Here is a 15,287-nt window from a genome sequence, read left to right as displayed (position 1 = left end):
CTGAACTTCAGTCCAAAGTTTCTCAACCTTGAACTGACTTTCTATTTTTATAAGTTTCGGCAGTACCAGCCAAGAGAGAGGTCAGTGAAAAAAACTCTATTCCTTAGCCCGCCTTCGTTTGATGGGTTTGATGGCGGTGCTGGCTCACGGTACCAAGCCAAACGTGAAATCACCTCTTTCTGGTATCCCACCTGGTTGGCCCAACCCGCCGCACTAGTGCCTGGGAGCAAACTAATCGACGCTCCGCCCCACAACCAGACCGTCGAAGACATTTTGAAAATTGCTCGGGACTACGAGCTGGTCATCATCCACACCAGCACCCCGTCCTTAGCCAATGACGTGAAATGCGCTGAAATGCTCAAGGCGCAGCAACCCGATATCCAAATTGGTTTTATTGGTGCCCATGTGGCAGTGCTGCCAGAGCAAACGCTGCTCGCTAGCCCCAGCATCGACTTTGTCTGTCGGCATGAATTCGACTACACCTGCAAAGAACTAGCAGAAGGCAAAGCCTGGGACCAGATCAAGGGCTTAAGCTACCGCGACCGACAGGGCAACCTGCACCACACCGAAGACCGCGAATTAATACACGACTGGGATGCCATGCCCAGCGTCCTGCCCGTCTATGCGCGGGACTTGGACATCACCAAATACTTCATCGGCTACCTGCTGCATCCTTACGTTTCCTTCTACACCGGGCGCGGCTGCCCCGCTAAATGCACCTTCTGTCTGTGGCCCCAAACCATTGGCGGACATCAGTACCGCACCAAAAGCCCAGAGGTAGTCGGACGCGAATTAGAAGAGGCCAAGGCCATCTTTGGCGACCGCGTGCGCGAGTACATGTTCGATGACGACACATTCACGATTGATCGCCATCGCGCCATCGAGATCAGCAAACACATGAAGCGGCTCAAACTCACCTGGAGCTGCAACGCCCGTGCCACCCTCGACTACGACACACTCAAACAATTGCGCGATAATGGCCTGCGCCTGCTGTTGGTGGGCTTTGAATCCGGCAATCAGGAGGTTCTGAACGGCATCAAGAAGGGCATTCGCTTAGAAGCAGCTCGCGAATTCATGAAGAACTGCCAGAAGCTGGGCATCACCGTGCACGGCACCTTCATCATCGGCTTGCCTCTGGAAACGCGAGAGACCATCGAAGAAACGATTCGCTTCGCCTGCGAGATCAGCCCGCACACCATTCAAGTTTCGATAGCCGCCCCTTATCCAGGCACCGAGCTTTACGAACAGGCAAAGGCGAACGGCTGGTTTAGCGATCAGGCCCTAATCGCCAGTTCTGGGATTCAAACCTCAACGCTGCAATACCCAGACCTATCCAGCGCCGAGATTGAAGATGCTGTGGAGCGCATGTATCGCCAGTTCTATTTCCGCCCCCAAGCGATCCTGCCCATCGTCCGCGAAATGCTCACCGACCGGCAAATGTTGGTGCGACGCCTGCGCGAGGGTGGCGAATTTTTCTCCTATCTCAAGGAGCGCCGCACTCGGGCCACGCACACCACACCGACAAGCCTAAAGGCAGGCCAAGGCGTAGGAGTCTAGAGCTGAGTGGCTAATCTAATCACGCTCTCCTTGTTGGTTGTCCTGCAAGTTTTAGGCAATAGCTTACTCAGCCACGGTATCCGGCAGTTGGGCGAGGTCAAAAATATAGCCAATCCACTGGTGCTCGTGCCCTTTGCCTTTCAGGTGCTCACCAATCCTTGGGTCATTCTGGGCATTGTCTGCTTAATTGCGGCGCTGCTCCTGTATTTGGCGGCAGTCTCCCGGCTTGATTTGAGCTATGTGCTGCCGATGATTGCGTCAAGTTATGTATTGACCACGTTGTCCGCTTGGTTGTTTTTGGGCGAACAGGTCGCTGTAACCCGCTGGGCTGGCACCCTGCTGGTGACCATTGGCATAGCACTAGTGGGCTTTAGCGAAAACCGCCGGCGTAGGCAGAGATCTTCGAAGAGGTGATGGGTTGAGGACGTGGCTTGCTCTGAGTGTGTTGGTATTAGCAGACTGTGCCGGTAGCTTACTGCTGACTCAGGGAATGAAGCAGGTGGGCGAAGTCTCCACGCTTCAACCGCGAGCGCTGTTGCGACTTGCCCGTCGGGCTATTTTCAATCCAAAGCTGGGATTAGGAGTCCTATGCATGACGGTTGCCTTTTTTATGTTTATTTCTCTGCTGAGTTGGGCTGATCTCAGTTTTGTCCTACCCGCGACAGCTCTGACCGAACCGATCAATATGTTGGGAACTCAGTACATCCTGAAAGAGAAGGTCACACCTGTTCGCTGGGTTAGTATCGCCTTTATCTGCGTCGGTGTTTTTCTGATCTCGCTCAGTAATGGAACTCGTTAGCTTGCTGCAAAAGTTCCACATTTCTTTGCTGTAAGCATCTCTCAAACAAGGATTTCTGATGCCTTTTTATCAACCATGAGTGTGTCTATGACTGGTTACAATACCTTGACCAAAGACACTGCCTACTATGTGCCGCTGCTAATCTGGTGCCTATCAGCAATTTGGTATTACTGTTACGGCATTTATGCAGCGATTACTTTCGCTGCGCGCCCAAAAAAGTTGGTCTCAGGCTTTCATCCACCCGTTACGATCCTGAAACCAATTTGTGGTCTCGACAACGAAACTTACGAGAATTTCGCCTCTTTTTGTCGTCAAGATTATCCGCAGTATCAGATTGTCTTTGGAGTCCATAATCCAGGCGACCCCAGTGTGGCAGTGGTCAAGCAGATCATCAATGATTTCCCCGAAATCGATGTGCAGCTCGTGGTCAGCGATCGTCTGATTGGCACCAACTTAAAAGTCAGTAATCTAGCCAATGCAGAGGCCGTAGCAAAATATGCCATCCTACTGCTGGCAGATAGCGATGTTCGAGTTGGACCCGACTATCTCAAGCGAGTCATCCAGCCGTTAAGTAATCCTGTAGTAGGGGTTGTCACCTGCCTATATCGTCCCCGGACTCAGGGATGGGTCGCGACCCTAGAAGCCGTTCGGATTTCAACCGAGTATTTGACGGGTGTTCTGGTTGCGAATCAGCTAGAGGGGATTAAGTTTGCGCTGGGTCCAACGATTGCCATTCGCAAGTCGGCCCTGGTTGCCGTGGGCGGTTTCGTCGCGATTGCCGATTATTTGGCGGATGATTACCAACTAGGCAATCTGCCAGCCCAGGCAGGCTATAAGGTGGTGCTGTCTGATTATGTGATCGAGCATTTCATTACAAGCGAGCGTCCCAGCGATTTAATTCATCGCCAGATACGCTGGGCTTTCTGCACTAGAGTTTCTCGGCCTTGGGGCTATTTAGCGCTTCTGTTTACACATGGAACAGTCGCCAGTCTCTTGTTACTGCTAGCGACTAGTGGTTCAGTGCTGGCATGGGTTGCCCTCAGTGCAACATGGACAACCCGGCTAGCAATGGCCTGGATTGTTGGAGCCAGATGTCTCAATGACCCAGTCACCAAGAAGTTTCTGTGGCTTGTGCCTTTGTGCGATCTGATTAGCTTTGCTCTGTGGTGCTACAGCTTCAGTGTCAACACGATCGAATGGCGTGGCCATCGATTCAAACTCAAAAAGGACGGCAAGCTCGTGCTACTGAAACCGAATCTCCCCAATCCAGCCTTGAGAACCGCCTGAGTGAGCCTAGCCCAATTAAATTAGCTATCTGCTGAGGGCAAATTTCCAAATTGCTCGCGATACTGTTGCAGCAGAGCCTCCATTTCTTGTGCCCGTTGCTCTGATTGCTCAGCTCGTTTTGATACCAACCAAAACTAGCCGTGAATCAAACGTGCAAAGCCTTAGACGAACGCTAGACAAATGTTTGATCGACATAGCACCAGCGCCAGTCTTCACCCCGCTCAAACGACTTCACAATCGGATGAGCCGTAGCCCGAAAGTGTTTCGTAGCGTGCTTGTTCTTCGACGAATCGCAACAACCCACATGACCACAGCTCTGACAGATCCGGAGATGTACCCATCTGTCTCCCATAGCCAGACATTCCTCACAACCCTGAGCACTAGGCGTGACCCCTTGAATCGAATCGGCATGAGTACAAGCTGGCATCGTGAGCTTCTCCTGAGATGGAACTTCGGGGGCGATGTTAGGACATTGCTCTGAAGTGTAGCGACTCAAGCCAATAGAAGAACTGATTTGTCTCAAGTTAGGACGGGATAAACAGCCCCTCATGCAAATTCTCTTGGCATTCTTTGCTAGTTTTTTGCTGGATGCCCCTGTTGTGCAGCAAATCATGAGGTGGGATATAGCTGTGTTACATGAGTCCCCCGGCATCAAGAGATTCTGCGAGAAGGAACCAGCAAGGAGCCGAGCGTCATTTATTGCAAGTGCTTCAATTTCGCTTTGGTGATGTCTCTACAGAAGTGGCTGTCGCATTTCAAGCCATGAACTTGGAGCAGTTGGAGGCTTTGATGGATGCCACTCTAGCTGCGCGTTCATTAAATGAGTTCAACTGCTCATTACAGTCCAAGACTGTAGAGTAAACCGGGCTAACCAACTGGCTATTCGCTTTGTCTAGGACCTCAGTAGCCGGACCCCTAATACTTTTCTATTTCCGGCTCTGCAGGCATGTCAATTGTGTCGGATAAAGTGGGATTGCCTTTGTCCCCAGCACCACCAAAATTAGTAGCAATGGGTTCATCAAGCGGTTCGCCCTTCGGTTGAAGAGAAATGCTTTTTGAGAAGCTTAAAAATGGACTTCGCATATCTAGTAAAAAACTGCTCCTTCCCAAGCTTGAGAAGGAGCAGTTTTACAGGATTCCGTGTTAAGCCGAGTTACGCATTTTAGGCTGATGGAGCAGTCAAATTGAGATCGCTAACCAGTTGTCCCAAGTCAAGCGTGCCTTGCAGAGGGCCTGTCGGTGTGGTGAGATTGCTAACCACTACACCATTACTGAGAGTCAGGGTGCCTGAGACTCCAGGAACATCTGAAGCCGCATCATTGACCAATTGCGCCAAATTCACTGTGCCGTTGACAGGGCCAAACGAGGTATTGAGGTTGCTGGTCAATAGCCCATTACCAAAGGTTAGGGTGCCGTTCGCGCTTTGAGTCGCGTCTACGACGAAATCACTGACTAGAGGAGTCAGGTTAATGGAGCTTTCAACCGGACCAACCGCCGTGTTAACGGTGAGGGCGGCTTGCCCATCATTGAGTACTAAATTCCCGGATAGGGAATTCAGAGGGACAGTCAGATCGCTGCCAGGAAACAGCGGAACTAAATCGATCACCACCTGCCCAGCTGCGAAGTCCAGAGTTCCAACTGCATTGCCAAAATTGGGAGGCAGATTGAAGGGAATCTGAGCATCATCAGGAAAATCGAACGTTCCCTGAATCGGGCCGAATGGTGTGTCAAGATTGCTGACCAACTGCCCATTGCCAAAGTCCAAGGTGCCTTCGATATCACCAAAGGCTGTCGGGAGATCAAGGCTGGCCTGCCCATTGGTGATGGGGATAGTCGCGTCGGTAGATTCTAGGGTTGTAACTATGAAGTTGCGGGCCAGTTGCGAGAAGTCCGAGTTGACAGACACCAAGCCATCCTCGGTGCTCAAATCGCCGACTAACACCCCGTTATTGATGTTTAAAGTGCCCTGCAACGTGCTCACAGAAGTTGCCAGATCACTAGTCAATTGTGACAGATTGAAGGTGCTGTCTAGAGGACCAGCAGGCGTATCCAAATCGCTAATCAGCAAGCCATTGCTCACGGTCAGAGTCCCCTGCACGCCTTCGATAAAAGTGGCAAGGTCACTACTGGATTGAGCGTCTGTCGTGAGAACTTGGAGAGGAGCCAGCAACAAGCTAGAACCAAGGGCTGCGGAATTTGTTTGAGAACCAGTTTCAGAGATCGTTTCGGAGATCAGGGGGCTGCTTCCAACCCCAGTTAAGCTAAGGGCTTCCAGGCTAAGGACTGGTGATAGTGCATCCGGCGACATGGTTGCTTCTCCTGTTCAGTGAATTGCAGCTCTTAGGACGATTAGGTTGCAAATAGATTGCGAAAGGGGTGAGTTGCCCTTGTCAGGCTAGCGCGCTTCTCGGAGCTAGGACCATAATGCCTGTCTTATCATCAGCTCGAGTTCCGAACTTTGTATCGCCCAGCACAGCTCCAGGATAGTTCTTGCGCTTGATGTAGCCTTCTGGCCACTTTTTGAAGGTAGAGAAGAAAGGCGCAGGACATTAGGGTGAAGCAGCACAGCATCCGTCGACGGCTGACTCGGCGACATCTACTGAGTCTTTGGCTGGGAGGACTGACTGCACCCGTTCTAGCCGCCTGTATTACCGAGGGCAGTAGGAGTACAGCGATGACTAGGGAGCAACCCAAGCAACAAAACCGAGACCAGGCTGCTGCGGAGGGACGTCTCTTAGCAAGGCCCAGTCAGCCTAGTGGAACGGCCCCACTCGGTTTGCAACGGCTAGATCTGGATGCAGGCCGTGACGCTCTACTCTATGTGCCTAAAGGCTATCGAGCAACGCAACCTGCCCCCCTTGTGTTGATGCTACATGGCGCGGGCGGTGATGCTCGCGGTGGCTTGGCGCCATTGCTCAATCTGGCCGATGCTGCTGGCCTAATTCTGCTCGCCCCTGCCTCTCGTCGCCAGACTTGGGATGTGTTGTTTGGTGAGTATGGCCCCGACATCGCTGCGATCGACCAGCTCTTGGCACAGACCTTTAGTCGTTACGCGATCGATCCAACTCACCTTGCTATCGAAGGTTTCTCTGATGGAGCCTCCTATGCGCTCTCGGTCGGCCTCACCAACGGTGACCTATTCACTCATGTCATCGCTTTCTCGCCTGGTTTTATGACTCCTGCCTCACAGCAAGGCACTCCACGTCTCTATATTTCGCATGGCACTCGCGATCGAGTTCTGCCCATCGACCGCTGCAGCCGCAGAATCGTGCCGCAGGTGCAACGTGCGGGTTATGACGTGCTCTATCGGGAGTTTGACGGCCCACATACGATTCCCCCTGAGATCACGCGGGAGGCGTTGGATTGGTTTACTGGGTCGCGGCAGTAAGGCTGCTTTCAGTCTGAGTTAACTCTTGGGTCCAGACACAGGGCTGCGTCCAAAGATAGGGGCAAAAGTCGCTGCCGAATTGCTAAGTTCTGTGAACAAGTCGCTCATCAGCTTGTTTTTCAATTCGTGCTTTGATGTGAATTCCTCCTCATAAACCTTGCTTCAATCCTCCTACAACCCGATTTTTGAACCTTGTTTCTCAAGCTCAGAAATCGGAATTATTGTTGTAGCAATTGTAAGTTTGGGCTCAGAAAAAACAAAGGGTAAGGTTGTGACTCGGAAGGAAGAGAAAAAAGGCCTGCGTCTGATGCTGCGGGCGCTAAGCTCTAGAAACTATCGTCTTTTTTTTGCAGGTCAAGGACTTTCTCTTATTGGAACCTGGATTACTCAGGTCGCCACGATCTGGCTTGTTTATCGTCTGACCAATTCAGCTTTATTGCTAGGCATTGTTGGTTTTGCCAGCCAGATTCCTTCGTTCCTGTTGACTCCCATAACTGGTGTTTTAGCCGATCGCTGGAATCGCCATCACATGCTGATTGTCACACAGGCGTTGGCGATGGTTCAGTCTCTGACTTTAGCTGCACTGGCACTGTCTGAAATCATTAACATCTGGCACATCATTGTCCTAGGTGTTTTTCAGGGTGTGATCAATGCTTTTGATGCGCCTGCTCGTCAAGCCTTAGTGCCAGATTTAGTTGAAAACAAAGAAGATTTGGGTAATGCCATTGCTCTCAACTCTTCGGTTTTCAATGGGGCCCGTTTGGTAGGACCAGCGATTGCCGGTTTGCTGGTTGCTACGGTTGGCGCTGGCGTTTGTTTTCTGATTGATGGTGTGAGCTACATTGCTGTGATTGCTGCTCTGTTGGCAATGAAGCTTCGTCCTACCAAGAGTGCAGCGGGAGCCAACCAACCCTTGCGCTGGTTAAAAGAAGGCTTCACTTATGCCTTCGGCTTTCCGCCGATTCGTGCCATTCTGCTGCTGCTCGCTCTGGTTAGCTTAATGGGTATGCCCTACACGATTTTGGTACCTGTTTTTGCTCAAGATATTCTCCACGGTGGTCCCAACACGTTTGGTTTCTTGATGGCCGCCTCTGGTTTAGGGGCTTTGATGGGTGGCGTTTATTTGAGTTCCCGAGCTACTGTCGTTGGCTTAGGCTATATCATTGTTTCCTCGCCCGCAATTTTAGGTCTAGGGCTAATTGCTTTTGCTCTCTCAAGAGAGCTTTGGCTTTCTTTAATCATGATGCTAGTGATTGGCCTTGGTTTAATTCTTCAAATCGCCTCTAGCAATACAGTTCTGCAAACCATTATTGAGGACGAAAAACGAGGGCGAGTCATGAGCTTGTACACCATGTCATTCCTTGGCATGGTGCCCTTTGGTAATCTGATAGCGGGTAGCTTAGCGGAGAGGATTGGAGTGCCTACCACACTGATCCTTGGCGGTGTGTTTTGTATTCTGGGTTCGCTCCTATTTTCCAGGCAACTACCAGCTTTGAGAAAGTTAGTGCTACCTATTTACAGACGGGCGGGCATCATTAGCTGACTTACCTCCTATTCTTTAGAGAAGAGCTGTCTAAATTCTGACGCCTGCTTCTCTAGGAGAAACAGGCATGTACTTGTGCGATTCTCAAGCTCAACTAGGGATATCTCAGACTCGGCTATGCACAAATGCTTCTAACCGGTCCATGCCTTTCTCGATTGTGTCTAGATCTGTGGCGTAGGAAAGGCGGATATTGGTGTCGTTGCCAAAAGCAATACCTGGAATAACAGCTACTTGCTTTTCCTCGAGCAGGGCATCGCAAAAAGCCATAGAAGTCAGGCCGGTTGCACTGATATCCGGATACAGGTAGAAAGCACCATCCGGTTTCGGGCATTTGACCCCTGGAATTGTGCTCAGCCGCCCATACATTACCTCACGGCGTTTAGCAAAGGCGAGACGCATTTCTTCAACGCAATCTTGCGAACTCGTAAGCGCAGCAACTGCCCCATATTGAGCGAATGTGCAGACATTCGAGGTGCTGTGTCCTTGCAGTGTACTAGTTGCTTTGATAATCGCTAAGGGAGCTGCTAGATAACCAATCCGCCAGCCGGTCATGGAGTAGGCTTTAGCGAAACCACTGCTGACAATCGTGCGTTCGAAGGCTTCAGGGCTAGCTGCTCCAATGCTTAGATGCTCAATGCCGTCATAGCGAATTTTCTCGTAAATCTCGTCAGAAACAACCCAAATACCCGCCTCAACCACAACTTCAGCGAGCGCCCGCACCTCATCAGGTGTATAGACCATACCCGTGGGGTTTGAGGGAGAATTGAGGATCAATAGCCTTGTACGCTCAGTAATGCTGCTGCGCAGTTGAGCCGGTGTAATTTTGTAGCCAGTTTCTTGCGTGGTTTGAACGATGATTGGCACGCCATCTGCAAGTTTGACCATTTCTGGATAACTCAGCCAGTACGGGGCAGGAATGATCACCTCATCGCCTGGGTCCAGCAGCGCCATCATCAGGTTGTAGAGGGAATGCTTCCCACCGTTGGTGACCAGTACTTGCTCTGGGCCGTAGCAGAGGCCGTTATCGTTCTGCAATTTCTGTGCGATTGCGGCTCGCAATTCTGGTTGCCCAGCAACAGGGCCATATTTAGTTTTGCCCTCGGCCAACGCCTTGGCTGCCGCTGCCTTAATGTGCTCGGGAGTATCAAAGTCAGGCTCGCCCGCACTGAAGCTACAGACTTCAATGCCCTCTCCCTTCATAGCTTTGGCCTTAGCCGAGATCGCGAGAGTCAGGGAAGGGGTAATCTGGCTGAGACGGGCCGCGAGTTTCATAGCTACTCAACAGACAATTCAGCCTACAGCTTAGGACACCTCAGCCAGTCTCGGCGCTAGAAAATCAGAAAGTGATCACTTCAGTTGTCGGGCCAGGGGTAGCAATAGATAGTGAGCCAGAGATAGGGATAGGCCCAGTGCGATGCCCATCACTGCGAAGAAGCTGCACACAGACAGAAACTCCTCAAATCGAAGGGCTGAAATATCTGGTTGGAGGAGCAGGGACTGCCACAGACCTACAGCCGTGGCAAACGGTCCAGCAAAGCTGGGGAACAGCAGTAGCATGCTACTGAACCCTGTCGTGCCAGCCGCTGCCAGAGCGCCATAACTGAGCGCATCACGCTTGAGTCCCAGACCCAGCACCAACAGCAGACTGGCAATAAAGGTAAAGGATGGTAGGGCAAGACCCGGCAGGCCCAGGGCTAGAAGTCCGTGCAGCGCTAGCAGCCCCAGTAGGTAGCCACTGCCACCAGTTAGCGCCGAGAGCAGATAGCGTCGGCGCTGCTGAAAGCCACCCGCTTCGGTTAAACCAATGGCCGTTGCAATGCCAGCTAACAGAAAAGGGGTGACCTCACGCCCGACCAGCAGCGCTGGATCGCCCAGCTGCCCTTGGAAAAGGGCCAGTACCCCATTGATCAATCGAGGCCCCACAGGAATGGCATAGGCTAGCAGGCAGCCTAGAGCACCGCCAGCTAAGCCACCAAAACCGCCTAAGAGAACGCTCCAACCCGTATCCGTAACCACTCGTGCCGCCTTCAGGAGCCCTCGACTGGCTTGGGCAAGAAACTCATGGGCGCGTCGGGGGGGTTTGGTTGCAGGCGCAACTGGGGGAGGTTGGGGCAGGGGAAACGGAGCAGAAGGACTGGGATGAGGGTTGGGGATAGAGGGCTGAGGCTTGGAGAAGAAGAATTGGAGCGGTTGTAGGCGCTGCCGGATCTCAGTGGCACTAGTCGGACGTTGGCGAACATCCAACCGAGTCATGTCTTCTAGCAAGTCCACGAGAGGCGCATCGAATTTTCCCCGGACCTGCCAGTCTAGACCTCCAGTGACAACGTCTTCTAACTCAGTAGGAAAGCGCCCTGTCAGCAAGTGCAGCATGGTGCGTCCCAAAGCAAAAAAGTCTGCTTGAGGTCGTACAGCAGCGCCAGTCACTTGCTCGGGTGGGCTGTAGCCGAGGGAGTAGAGCCGGGTAGATGCGGCCTGGTTTTCGGCTGAGTGCTCCGATGTGGTCTGCATAATCTGTTTGACGCCACCGAAATCGATCACAACCAGGCTGCCATCCTGTGAGCGCAGCATGAGGTTGGCTGGTTTGAGGTCGCGGTGAACGATATGGCGACTGTGAAGAACCTCCAGGATCTCGGTAGCCTGAAGTAGCCAGTCGATGATTTGCTCAGGTGAACAACCCTGAGGATGGCGCTTGAGGACTGTTTGCAGAGTCACCCCTTCAATTTTCTCCATCACCAGGCAGGGCAGCGACTGCGAGGGTGTCTTGACCACAAAGTAGCCGTCTGACTCAACCCGGGGTACCCCTCGGTGCCGGATGCTAGCCAAGACTTCGGCTTCCTGCTGAAACAGGGTCAGGGCTTTTGGTACCGAGTCGGTGAGCACTTTTAAGACTCTTTCGGTCTGGCCTTGTAAATCTAGTACGGTGTAGGTCAGAGCAAAGCCCCCCTCCCCCAACAGCTGAAGCGGCACGTAGCGCTCGTTCAAGCGCAGCGTCGTACCGCAACTTTGACAGAAGCGGTCTTCCCAAGGACGAGGAAAGGGCTGCCGACACTCAGGATTGATACAACGGGAAACTTGGGGAGAAGACATCGAGCAACAGGCAGCCAACGTCTGGTTCCCCTATCCTAGCTGTCGGCTGAGGTGGGGCTTGAATAGCAATAGGACGCGCTGGCCTTGCCCTGAGAGGCCTCTAGACATGTTCCATTCACGTGGAATTGTGGTGCAGATTAGCCATTGGATCCAAAGCAACTCACTGAAAATAGTTTTCTTCAAGCTCAGCGCAGCTCAACTTGCAGATCGAGCTGCGCAGCTGAGGACCTAACAAAGCACTCACTGTCATAGCTTGGCTGATCTAACTACAGGCTGATTAAAGCAGCTTTTTCAATTGCGAGTATTTGGATCTAAACACTTGATTTAAATACGCTTTTAGTAGGTTGAGGATAATTTTATGAGCACATCCGGGCTAACCATCGGAGCAATCACCTTCTTAGTTGCCCTAGGGGGAGTGTGGCTTAGATTGCGAGATGTGCAGTGGTTCGCGCACCTAAAACGGCCCGATTGGTTATCTTTCGAGCCTGCTATTCCTTTTATATGGACTTTTATCTTTGCCTGTGGAGCCTGGTCAGCAACCCAAGTTTGGGAAAGTGATCCGGGCAGTTTCGTCACCTGGCTACTGATGGGACTTTATCTACTGCTTGAGATCTTTACAGTGGCCTATATCCCTGTGATGCTACGGCAACGTAGTTTAGCAGTAGGAACTATCCTTGGGGCCATTGGGGTTGTTCTAGGAGTTGTTCTAACTCTGTCAGTTTGGCCGCTCTCGGGTTGGGCTGCGCTGTTGCTACTGCCTTACGTACTTTGGAGCCCAATTGGCACTTACACAACTTGGGAAATGATTCGCCTCAACCCTCAAGCGGTTTGATCTAGAACTCAGCACCACTGAATCGCTTGATACTTGATACTGGCAACTATTCGGCAATCCCTCACTGGTTCTAGATATTTATTTGGGTTTGCCACAGTGGGAGTGGAGTTAAAGGCAATCTTGGAGAAGCCCTGAGAATGGTTCGATTGCGACCCTCTGCTTTAGCTTGATAGAGACCTTGGTCTGCGGCAAGAATTAGCAGCTCAGGGGAAGAATTCGGTTGAGGCAGCAAGCCAGTAACTCCCAAACTGAGGGTTACAAACTCATTGACTTTAGAAGCCTTGTGTTTAAGCTGCAGGGATTGAACAGCCTTGCGAATCTCTTCGGCAACATGAACCGCTCCCTGCGCCTCTGTATTAGGTAGAACAATTGCAAACTCCTCACCACCATAGCGAGCTACTAAATCAGCAGGACGTTTAACAGCTTGTGCAATTGCCCTAGCGACTTCTTTCAAGCAATGATCACCCGCCTGATGTCCGTAGGTGTCGTTGTAGTTTTTAAAAAAATCGACATCAGCTAAAACTAGTGACAGCGGCTGCTGTTCTCTTGCTAAGCGCTGCCACTCTCGCTCCAAAATCTCATCAAAATAGCGACGATTAGCAACTCCTGTCAAGCCATCTGAAGTCACCATCCGTTGTAGTTCATGATTCGCCGCCTGCAACTGCTGGTGGAGTTGCGATTGTCGAAGCAGTCGTCGGACCCGCTGGCGTAGCACAGCCCAATGAATGGGTTTAGTCACATAATCAGCAGCCCCGGCCTCGAAGGCCAAATCGACAGACTTTTTGTCCTCAAGCCCCGTAATCATCAAGATGGGGGTATGCTCGCTACCGCTCACAGTTTGGAGCTGGGTACAGCAGGTGAAGCCGTCCATGACTGGCATAAGCGCATCGAGCAAAACGATATTTGGCTGCAGCTGTGAGTAGAGAGCCAGGCATTGCTCACCATCAACTGCCTCTACCACTCGATAGCCCTCTTGCTCCAGGCCCCGTCTCAGTTGAAGCCGCATAAACTTGTCATCATCAACAATAAGCACTAACGGGGAGCTACTGGAAAGAGGACAGGCGTTCATCGCTGCTCTCCTTGCAATTCTTCCTGTAGAGCTAACTTGACCCGTTCGTATTCTGTCTCTAGTTGGCAGATGGTTAAAAACACCGCAGCTTCGGATATACCCGTTGTGTTATCCGAGTGGGTCATAATTTCTAGCTCTTGGCATAGTCGCGAGAGTTGAATCGCTCCCAGGCTGCCACTACTAGAACGTAAAGAATGAGCTGTTCGGTTCAATAATATGTGATCTGAATTGATTGCGGCAGCCCTAATAGCTTGCAGCATTTTAGGCGTCTCTTCGAGGTAGCACTCAATCAGTTCTATCAGTAAATCGCTGCTACCATCGTCAGCCATTTGTCGAAAAGTTTCTAGCTCTTTCCTGTCAATCGCGCTGCTAGAGTTATTAGATGAATTTTTTGGCTGTATCATAATGTAGGGTTGCTCCACAGGCAATATGACTACTGCAGAATCAGCTTGGTCTAGATCTGTAGTATTCCCATCCCTAAACTTTGATAACCTAGCTGAGAGCCTCGTCTGTAAGGCTCTCAGCTAGGGAAATTTACGGAAGAACTGAGGAGAAACAGTTAGCAGATATACGTAGGTTAGTGGAGACAAAAATGACAAGTCATTCGACTGCCTAAGTGTGACCGAAGTGCGGCAGAATCACGGTCAAAATTGTGATTCAAAAGTATGTTTTGCTGAGTCAGTTGCTACTTCAGTGATCAATTGATTCAGGCTGGTCCAATCAGTAAGAGTAACGTCGAGACTGGAGTTGTTAATAGGCTACTGCACTAGCCAAGAGTCTCGAGTTCGATCTCCTTCTTAGTCGCCTTTGGTCGAGCTGTTTTTGCCAGTTAGATAACCCACCCCGCCGGAGACAATCAGAGTCAAGGTCGATGTCGCCCACTTTTTGTCATCAGCAGAGGCCTTAGGGTTGTTGAGGATAGGCAAGCACACGAAGCCAATGATCACACCGACGCCGCTTAGTACAGAAACGAAGAGCAAAAACTCCCGCAACCGCCCGAACCAAGCATCTGTAACTTCTCGGGTCAGACGAGCTTGCATCACTAATGGGTGTTCTGCACTTTTGATCTCAACGGTTAGATTCTGAGCGCTTGCTACCTCATTGAGATCGATATCTGGTGGGCTCGGGGGCGATTGGAGGTCTGGCTTGGACTGTTCAGAACTGAGGTTCATAATGAGAAGAAGCGACGGACTCAGGGCTTTTGAGCTAGCCGCAGTGCGGCTAGCAGAGCAGGCGAACCGAAGTTCGCCTGTGCCAATTCGGTAGTTCCAGTTGAAGCCGAAATTAAATCAAGTTCAACCCAGCCTGTAATCAAACAAGCCTACAGGCTGGGCCGCCTGGGTCTACCCTAACGACGCCCCATTGGCGTCCGAGTTCCGGGATTGAGTTCAACATCGAAGCCCAAGCGGTCAGCCTCTTCATCCAAGTTCAACGGCTCGCCCCTTTTAAGCTTCAGCCACCTGACTGCCTGAGTAAGCCTGAGCCGACTTGCAATTCTAATGAGGACCAAACTGGCTGTCGGCCCTCTCAGTTCGACCTTTAGGTTTAACCTATCGGCCACTTCGTTGAGGTCTAAGACCTCCGGATAGTCATTGTTGAGGGTCATCGATGCAACCGGCCTGGAGCCCGGACCAAAGCTAGGCTCTCCCTACGCTTTCCTAGACTCCACAACTGTTAACCGGAAGAACCGTGAGAAGTTGTAGCCTTCGTACCTTAAAGAATTTG

At 51.4% G+C, this 15,287-nt stretch carries 17 protein-coding genes; 8 read left to right on the top strand and 9 right to left on the bottom strand.

Annotated elements, in window-relative coordinates; genetic code table 11:
- Positions 1 to 84 precede the first annotated feature (84 nt).
- The 4 genes from hpnJ to hpnI all read left to right on the top strand — a co-directional run bounded on the left by hpnJ (position 85) and on the right by hpnI (position 3,643).
- Entirely contained in the window at positions 85 to 1,557 is a 1,473-nt protein-coding gene (hpnJ, locus tag H6F94_RS13830) for a hopanoid biosynthesis associated radical SAM protein HpnJ (RefSeq protein WP_190802816.1), read from the top strand.
- A gap of 6 nt (positions 1,558 to 1,563) precedes the next feature.
- Positions 1,564 to 1,971: an EamA family transporter gene (locus tag H6F94_RS32985; RefSeq protein WP_190802815.1), complete on the top strand. Its 408-nt coding sequence runs from the start codon at positions 1,564 to 1,566 to the stop codon at positions 1,969 to 1,971.
- Between the two features lie 4 nt (positions 1,972 to 1,975).
- Positions 1,976 to 2,356 (top strand): DMT family transporter, encoded by a 381-nt coding sequence (locus H6F94_RS13820; protein ID WP_190802814.1) that lies wholly within the window; start codon positions 1,976 to 1,978, stop codon positions 2,354 to 2,356.
- 87 nt (positions 2,357 to 2,443) lie between these two features.
- Complete coding sequence (gene hpnI / locus H6F94_RS13815) at positions 2,444 to 3,643, top strand: bacteriohopanetetrol glucosamine biosynthesis glycosyltransferase HpnI (protein WP_190802813.1); 1,200 nt, start codon at positions 2,444 to 2,446, stop codon at positions 3,641 to 3,643.
- A gap of 172 nt (positions 3,644 to 3,815) precedes the next feature.
- Here the strand turns inward: hpnI and H6F94_RS13810 are convergent, their stop codons facing one another.
- The gene (locus tag H6F94_RS13810) at positions 3,816 to 4,193 is read right to left on the bottom strand and encodes a ubiquitin carboxyl-terminal hydrolase 14 (RefSeq protein ID WP_242041180.1); all 378 of its coding nucleotides are present in this window, start codon (positions 4,191 to 4,193) and stop codon (positions 3,816 to 3,818) included.
- A gap of 86 nt (positions 4,194 to 4,279) precedes the next feature.
- On the opposite strand from H6F94_RS13810, the gene H6F94_RS13805 reads away from it, so the two are divergent.
- Positions 4,280 to 4,504 carry a DUF4351 domain-containing protein gene (locus tag H6F94_RS13805; protein WP_199320406.1) on the top strand — a complete coding sequence of 75 codons (225 nt, stop codon included), beginning with the start codon at positions 4,280 to 4,282 and terminating at the stop codon, positions 4,502 to 4,504.
- A 54-nt stretch (positions 4,505 to 4,558) separates the two neighbouring features.
- Here the strand turns inward: H6F94_RS13805 and H6F94_RS13800 are convergent, their stop codons facing one another.
- Complete coding sequence (locus H6F94_RS13800; protein WP_190802812.1) at positions 4,559 to 4,726, bottom strand: hypothetical protein; 168 nt, start codon at positions 4,724 to 4,726, stop codon at positions 4,559 to 4,561.
- A gap of 79 nt (positions 4,727 to 4,805) precedes the next feature.
- A complete protein-coding gene (locus H6F94_RS13795) occupies positions 4,806 to 5,951 on the bottom strand; it encodes a hypothetical protein (RefSeq protein WP_190802811.1) in 1,146 nt (381 codons plus the stop codon).
- A gap of 246 nt (positions 5,952 to 6,197) precedes the next feature.
- Here H6F94_RS13795 and H6F94_RS32360 point away from each other — a divergent pair, with 246 nt between their 5' ends.
- Positions 6,198 to 7,031 (top strand): alpha/beta hydrolase, encoded by an 834-nt coding sequence (locus H6F94_RS32360; protein ID WP_199320405.1) that lies wholly within the window; start codon positions 6,198 to 6,200, stop codon positions 7,029 to 7,031.
- A 157-nt stretch (positions 7,032 to 7,188) separates the two neighbouring features.
- On the top strand, positions 7,189 to 8,574 hold the full coding sequence (locus H6F94_RS13785) for an MFS transporter (RefSeq protein ID WP_277878073.1): 1,386 nt from the start codon (positions 7,189 to 7,191) through the stop codon (positions 8,572 to 8,574).
- 105 nt (positions 8,575 to 8,679) lie between these two features.
- Here the strand turns inward: H6F94_RS13785 and H6F94_RS13780 are convergent, their stop codons facing one another.
- Both H6F94_RS13780 and H6F94_RS13775 read right to left on the bottom strand, forming a co-directional pair.
- Positions 8,680 to 9,846, bottom strand: coding sequence for a pyridoxal phosphate-dependent aminotransferase (locus H6F94_RS13780; RefSeq protein WP_190802809.1), 1,167 nt, complete (start codon positions 9,844 to 9,846; stop codon positions 8,680 to 8,682).
- Between the two features lie 75 nt (positions 9,847 to 9,921).
- On the bottom strand, positions 9,922 to 11,661 hold the full coding sequence (locus tag H6F94_RS13775; RefSeq protein ID WP_190802808.1) for a serine/threonine protein kinase: 1,740 nt from the start codon (positions 11,659 to 11,661) through the stop codon (positions 9,922 to 9,924).
- Between the two features lie 358 nt (positions 11,662 to 12,019).
- Between H6F94_RS13775 and H6F94_RS13770 the strand changes: the two genes are divergently transcribed.
- On the top strand, positions 12,020 to 12,493 hold the full coding sequence (locus tag H6F94_RS13770; protein ID WP_190802807.1) for a TspO/MBR family protein: 474 nt from the start codon (positions 12,020 to 12,022) through the stop codon (positions 12,491 to 12,493).
- 70 nt (positions 12,494 to 12,563) lie between these two features.
- On the opposite strand, the gene H6F94_RS13765 is transcribed toward H6F94_RS13770, so the two are convergent.
- From H6F94_RS13765 to H6F94_RS13750, 4 genes are all read right to left on the bottom strand, one after another.
- Complete coding sequence (locus H6F94_RS13765; RefSeq protein WP_190802806.1) at positions 12,564 to 13,562, bottom strand: response regulator; 999 nt, start codon at positions 13,560 to 13,562, stop codon at positions 12,564 to 12,566.
- Complete coding sequence (locus tag H6F94_RS33570) at positions 13,559 to 13,891, bottom strand: Hpt domain-containing protein (protein ID WP_190802805.1); 333 nt, start codon at positions 13,889 to 13,891, stop codon at positions 13,559 to 13,561. Before H6F94_RS33570 ends, H6F94_RS13765 begins: the two co-directional genes overlap by 4 nt.
- Before the next feature lie 468 nt (positions 13,892 to 14,359).
- Entirely contained in the window at positions 14,360 to 14,734 is a 375-nt protein-coding gene (locus H6F94_RS13755) for a hypothetical protein (RefSeq protein ID WP_190802804.1), read from the bottom strand.
- Between the two features lie 176 nt (positions 14,735 to 14,910).
- Positions 14,911 to 15,168 (bottom strand): hypothetical protein, encoded by a 258-nt coding sequence (locus tag H6F94_RS13750; RefSeq protein WP_190802803.1) that lies wholly within the window; start codon positions 15,166 to 15,168, stop codon positions 14,911 to 14,913.
- Positions 15,169 to 15,287: the final 119 nt, after the last annotated feature.

The organism is Leptolyngbya sp. FACHB-261, assembly GCF_014696065.1.
Lineage (GTDB): Bacteria > Cyanobacteriota > Cyanobacteriia > FACHB-261 > FACHB-261 > FACHB-261.
The sequence above is the reverse complement of the archived record's forward strand: the minus strand, read 5'-3'. Positions and strand labels throughout refer to the sequence as shown.

What these genes read in the sequence shown, in the direction of transcription:
- H6F94_RS13765 (WP_190802806.1), bottom strand. Translation starts at nt 13,562, where the DNA reads ATGAACGCCTGTCCTCTTTCCAGTAGCTCCCCGTTAGTGCTTATTGTT.
- H6F94_RS13775 (WP_190802808.1), bottom strand. Translation starts at nt 11,661, where the DNA reads ATGTCTTCTCCCCAAGTTTCCCGTTGTATCAATCCTGAGTGTCGGCAG.
- H6F94_RS13780 (WP_190802809.1), bottom strand. Translation starts at nt 9,846, where the DNA reads ATGAAACTCGCGGCCCGTCTCAGCCAGATTACCCCTTCCCTGACTCTC.
- H6F94_RS13755 (WP_190802804.1), bottom strand. Translation starts at nt 14,734, where the DNA reads ATGAACCTCAGTTCTGAACAGTCCAAGCCAGACCTCCAATCGCCCCCG.
- H6F94_RS13795 (WP_190802811.1), bottom strand. Translation starts at nt 5,951, where the DNA reads ATGTCGCCGGATGCACTATCACCAGTCCTTAGCCTGGAAGCCCTTAGC.
- H6F94_RS13750 (WP_190802803.1), bottom strand. Translation starts at nt 15,168, where the DNA reads ATGACCCTCAACAATGACTATCCGGAGGTCTTAGACCTCAACGAAGTG.
- H6F94_RS33570 (WP_190802805.1), bottom strand. Translation starts at nt 13,891, where the DNA reads ATGGCTGACGATGGTAGCAGCGATTTACTGATAGAACTGATTGAGTGC.
- H6F94_RS13770 (WP_190802807.1), top strand. Translation starts at nt 12,020, where the DNA reads ATGAGCACATCCGGGCTAACCATCGGAGCAATCACCTTCTTAGTTGCC.
- hpnI (WP_190802813.1), top strand. Translation starts at nt 2,444, where the DNA reads ATGACTGGTTACAATACCTTGACCAAAGACACTGCCTACTATGTGCCG.
- H6F94_RS13800 (WP_190802812.1), bottom strand. Translation starts at nt 4,726, where the DNA reads ATGCGAAGTCCATTTTTAAGCTTCTCAAAAAGCATTTCTCTTCAACCG.
- H6F94_RS13805 (WP_199320406.1), top strand. Translation starts at nt 4,280, where the DNA reads ATGAGTCCCCCGGCATCAAGAGATTCTGCGAGAAGGAACCAGCAAGGA.
- H6F94_RS13810 (WP_242041180.1), bottom strand. Translation starts at nt 4,193, where the DNA reads ATGAGGGGCTGTTTATCCCGTCCTAACTTGAGACAAATCAGTTCTTCT.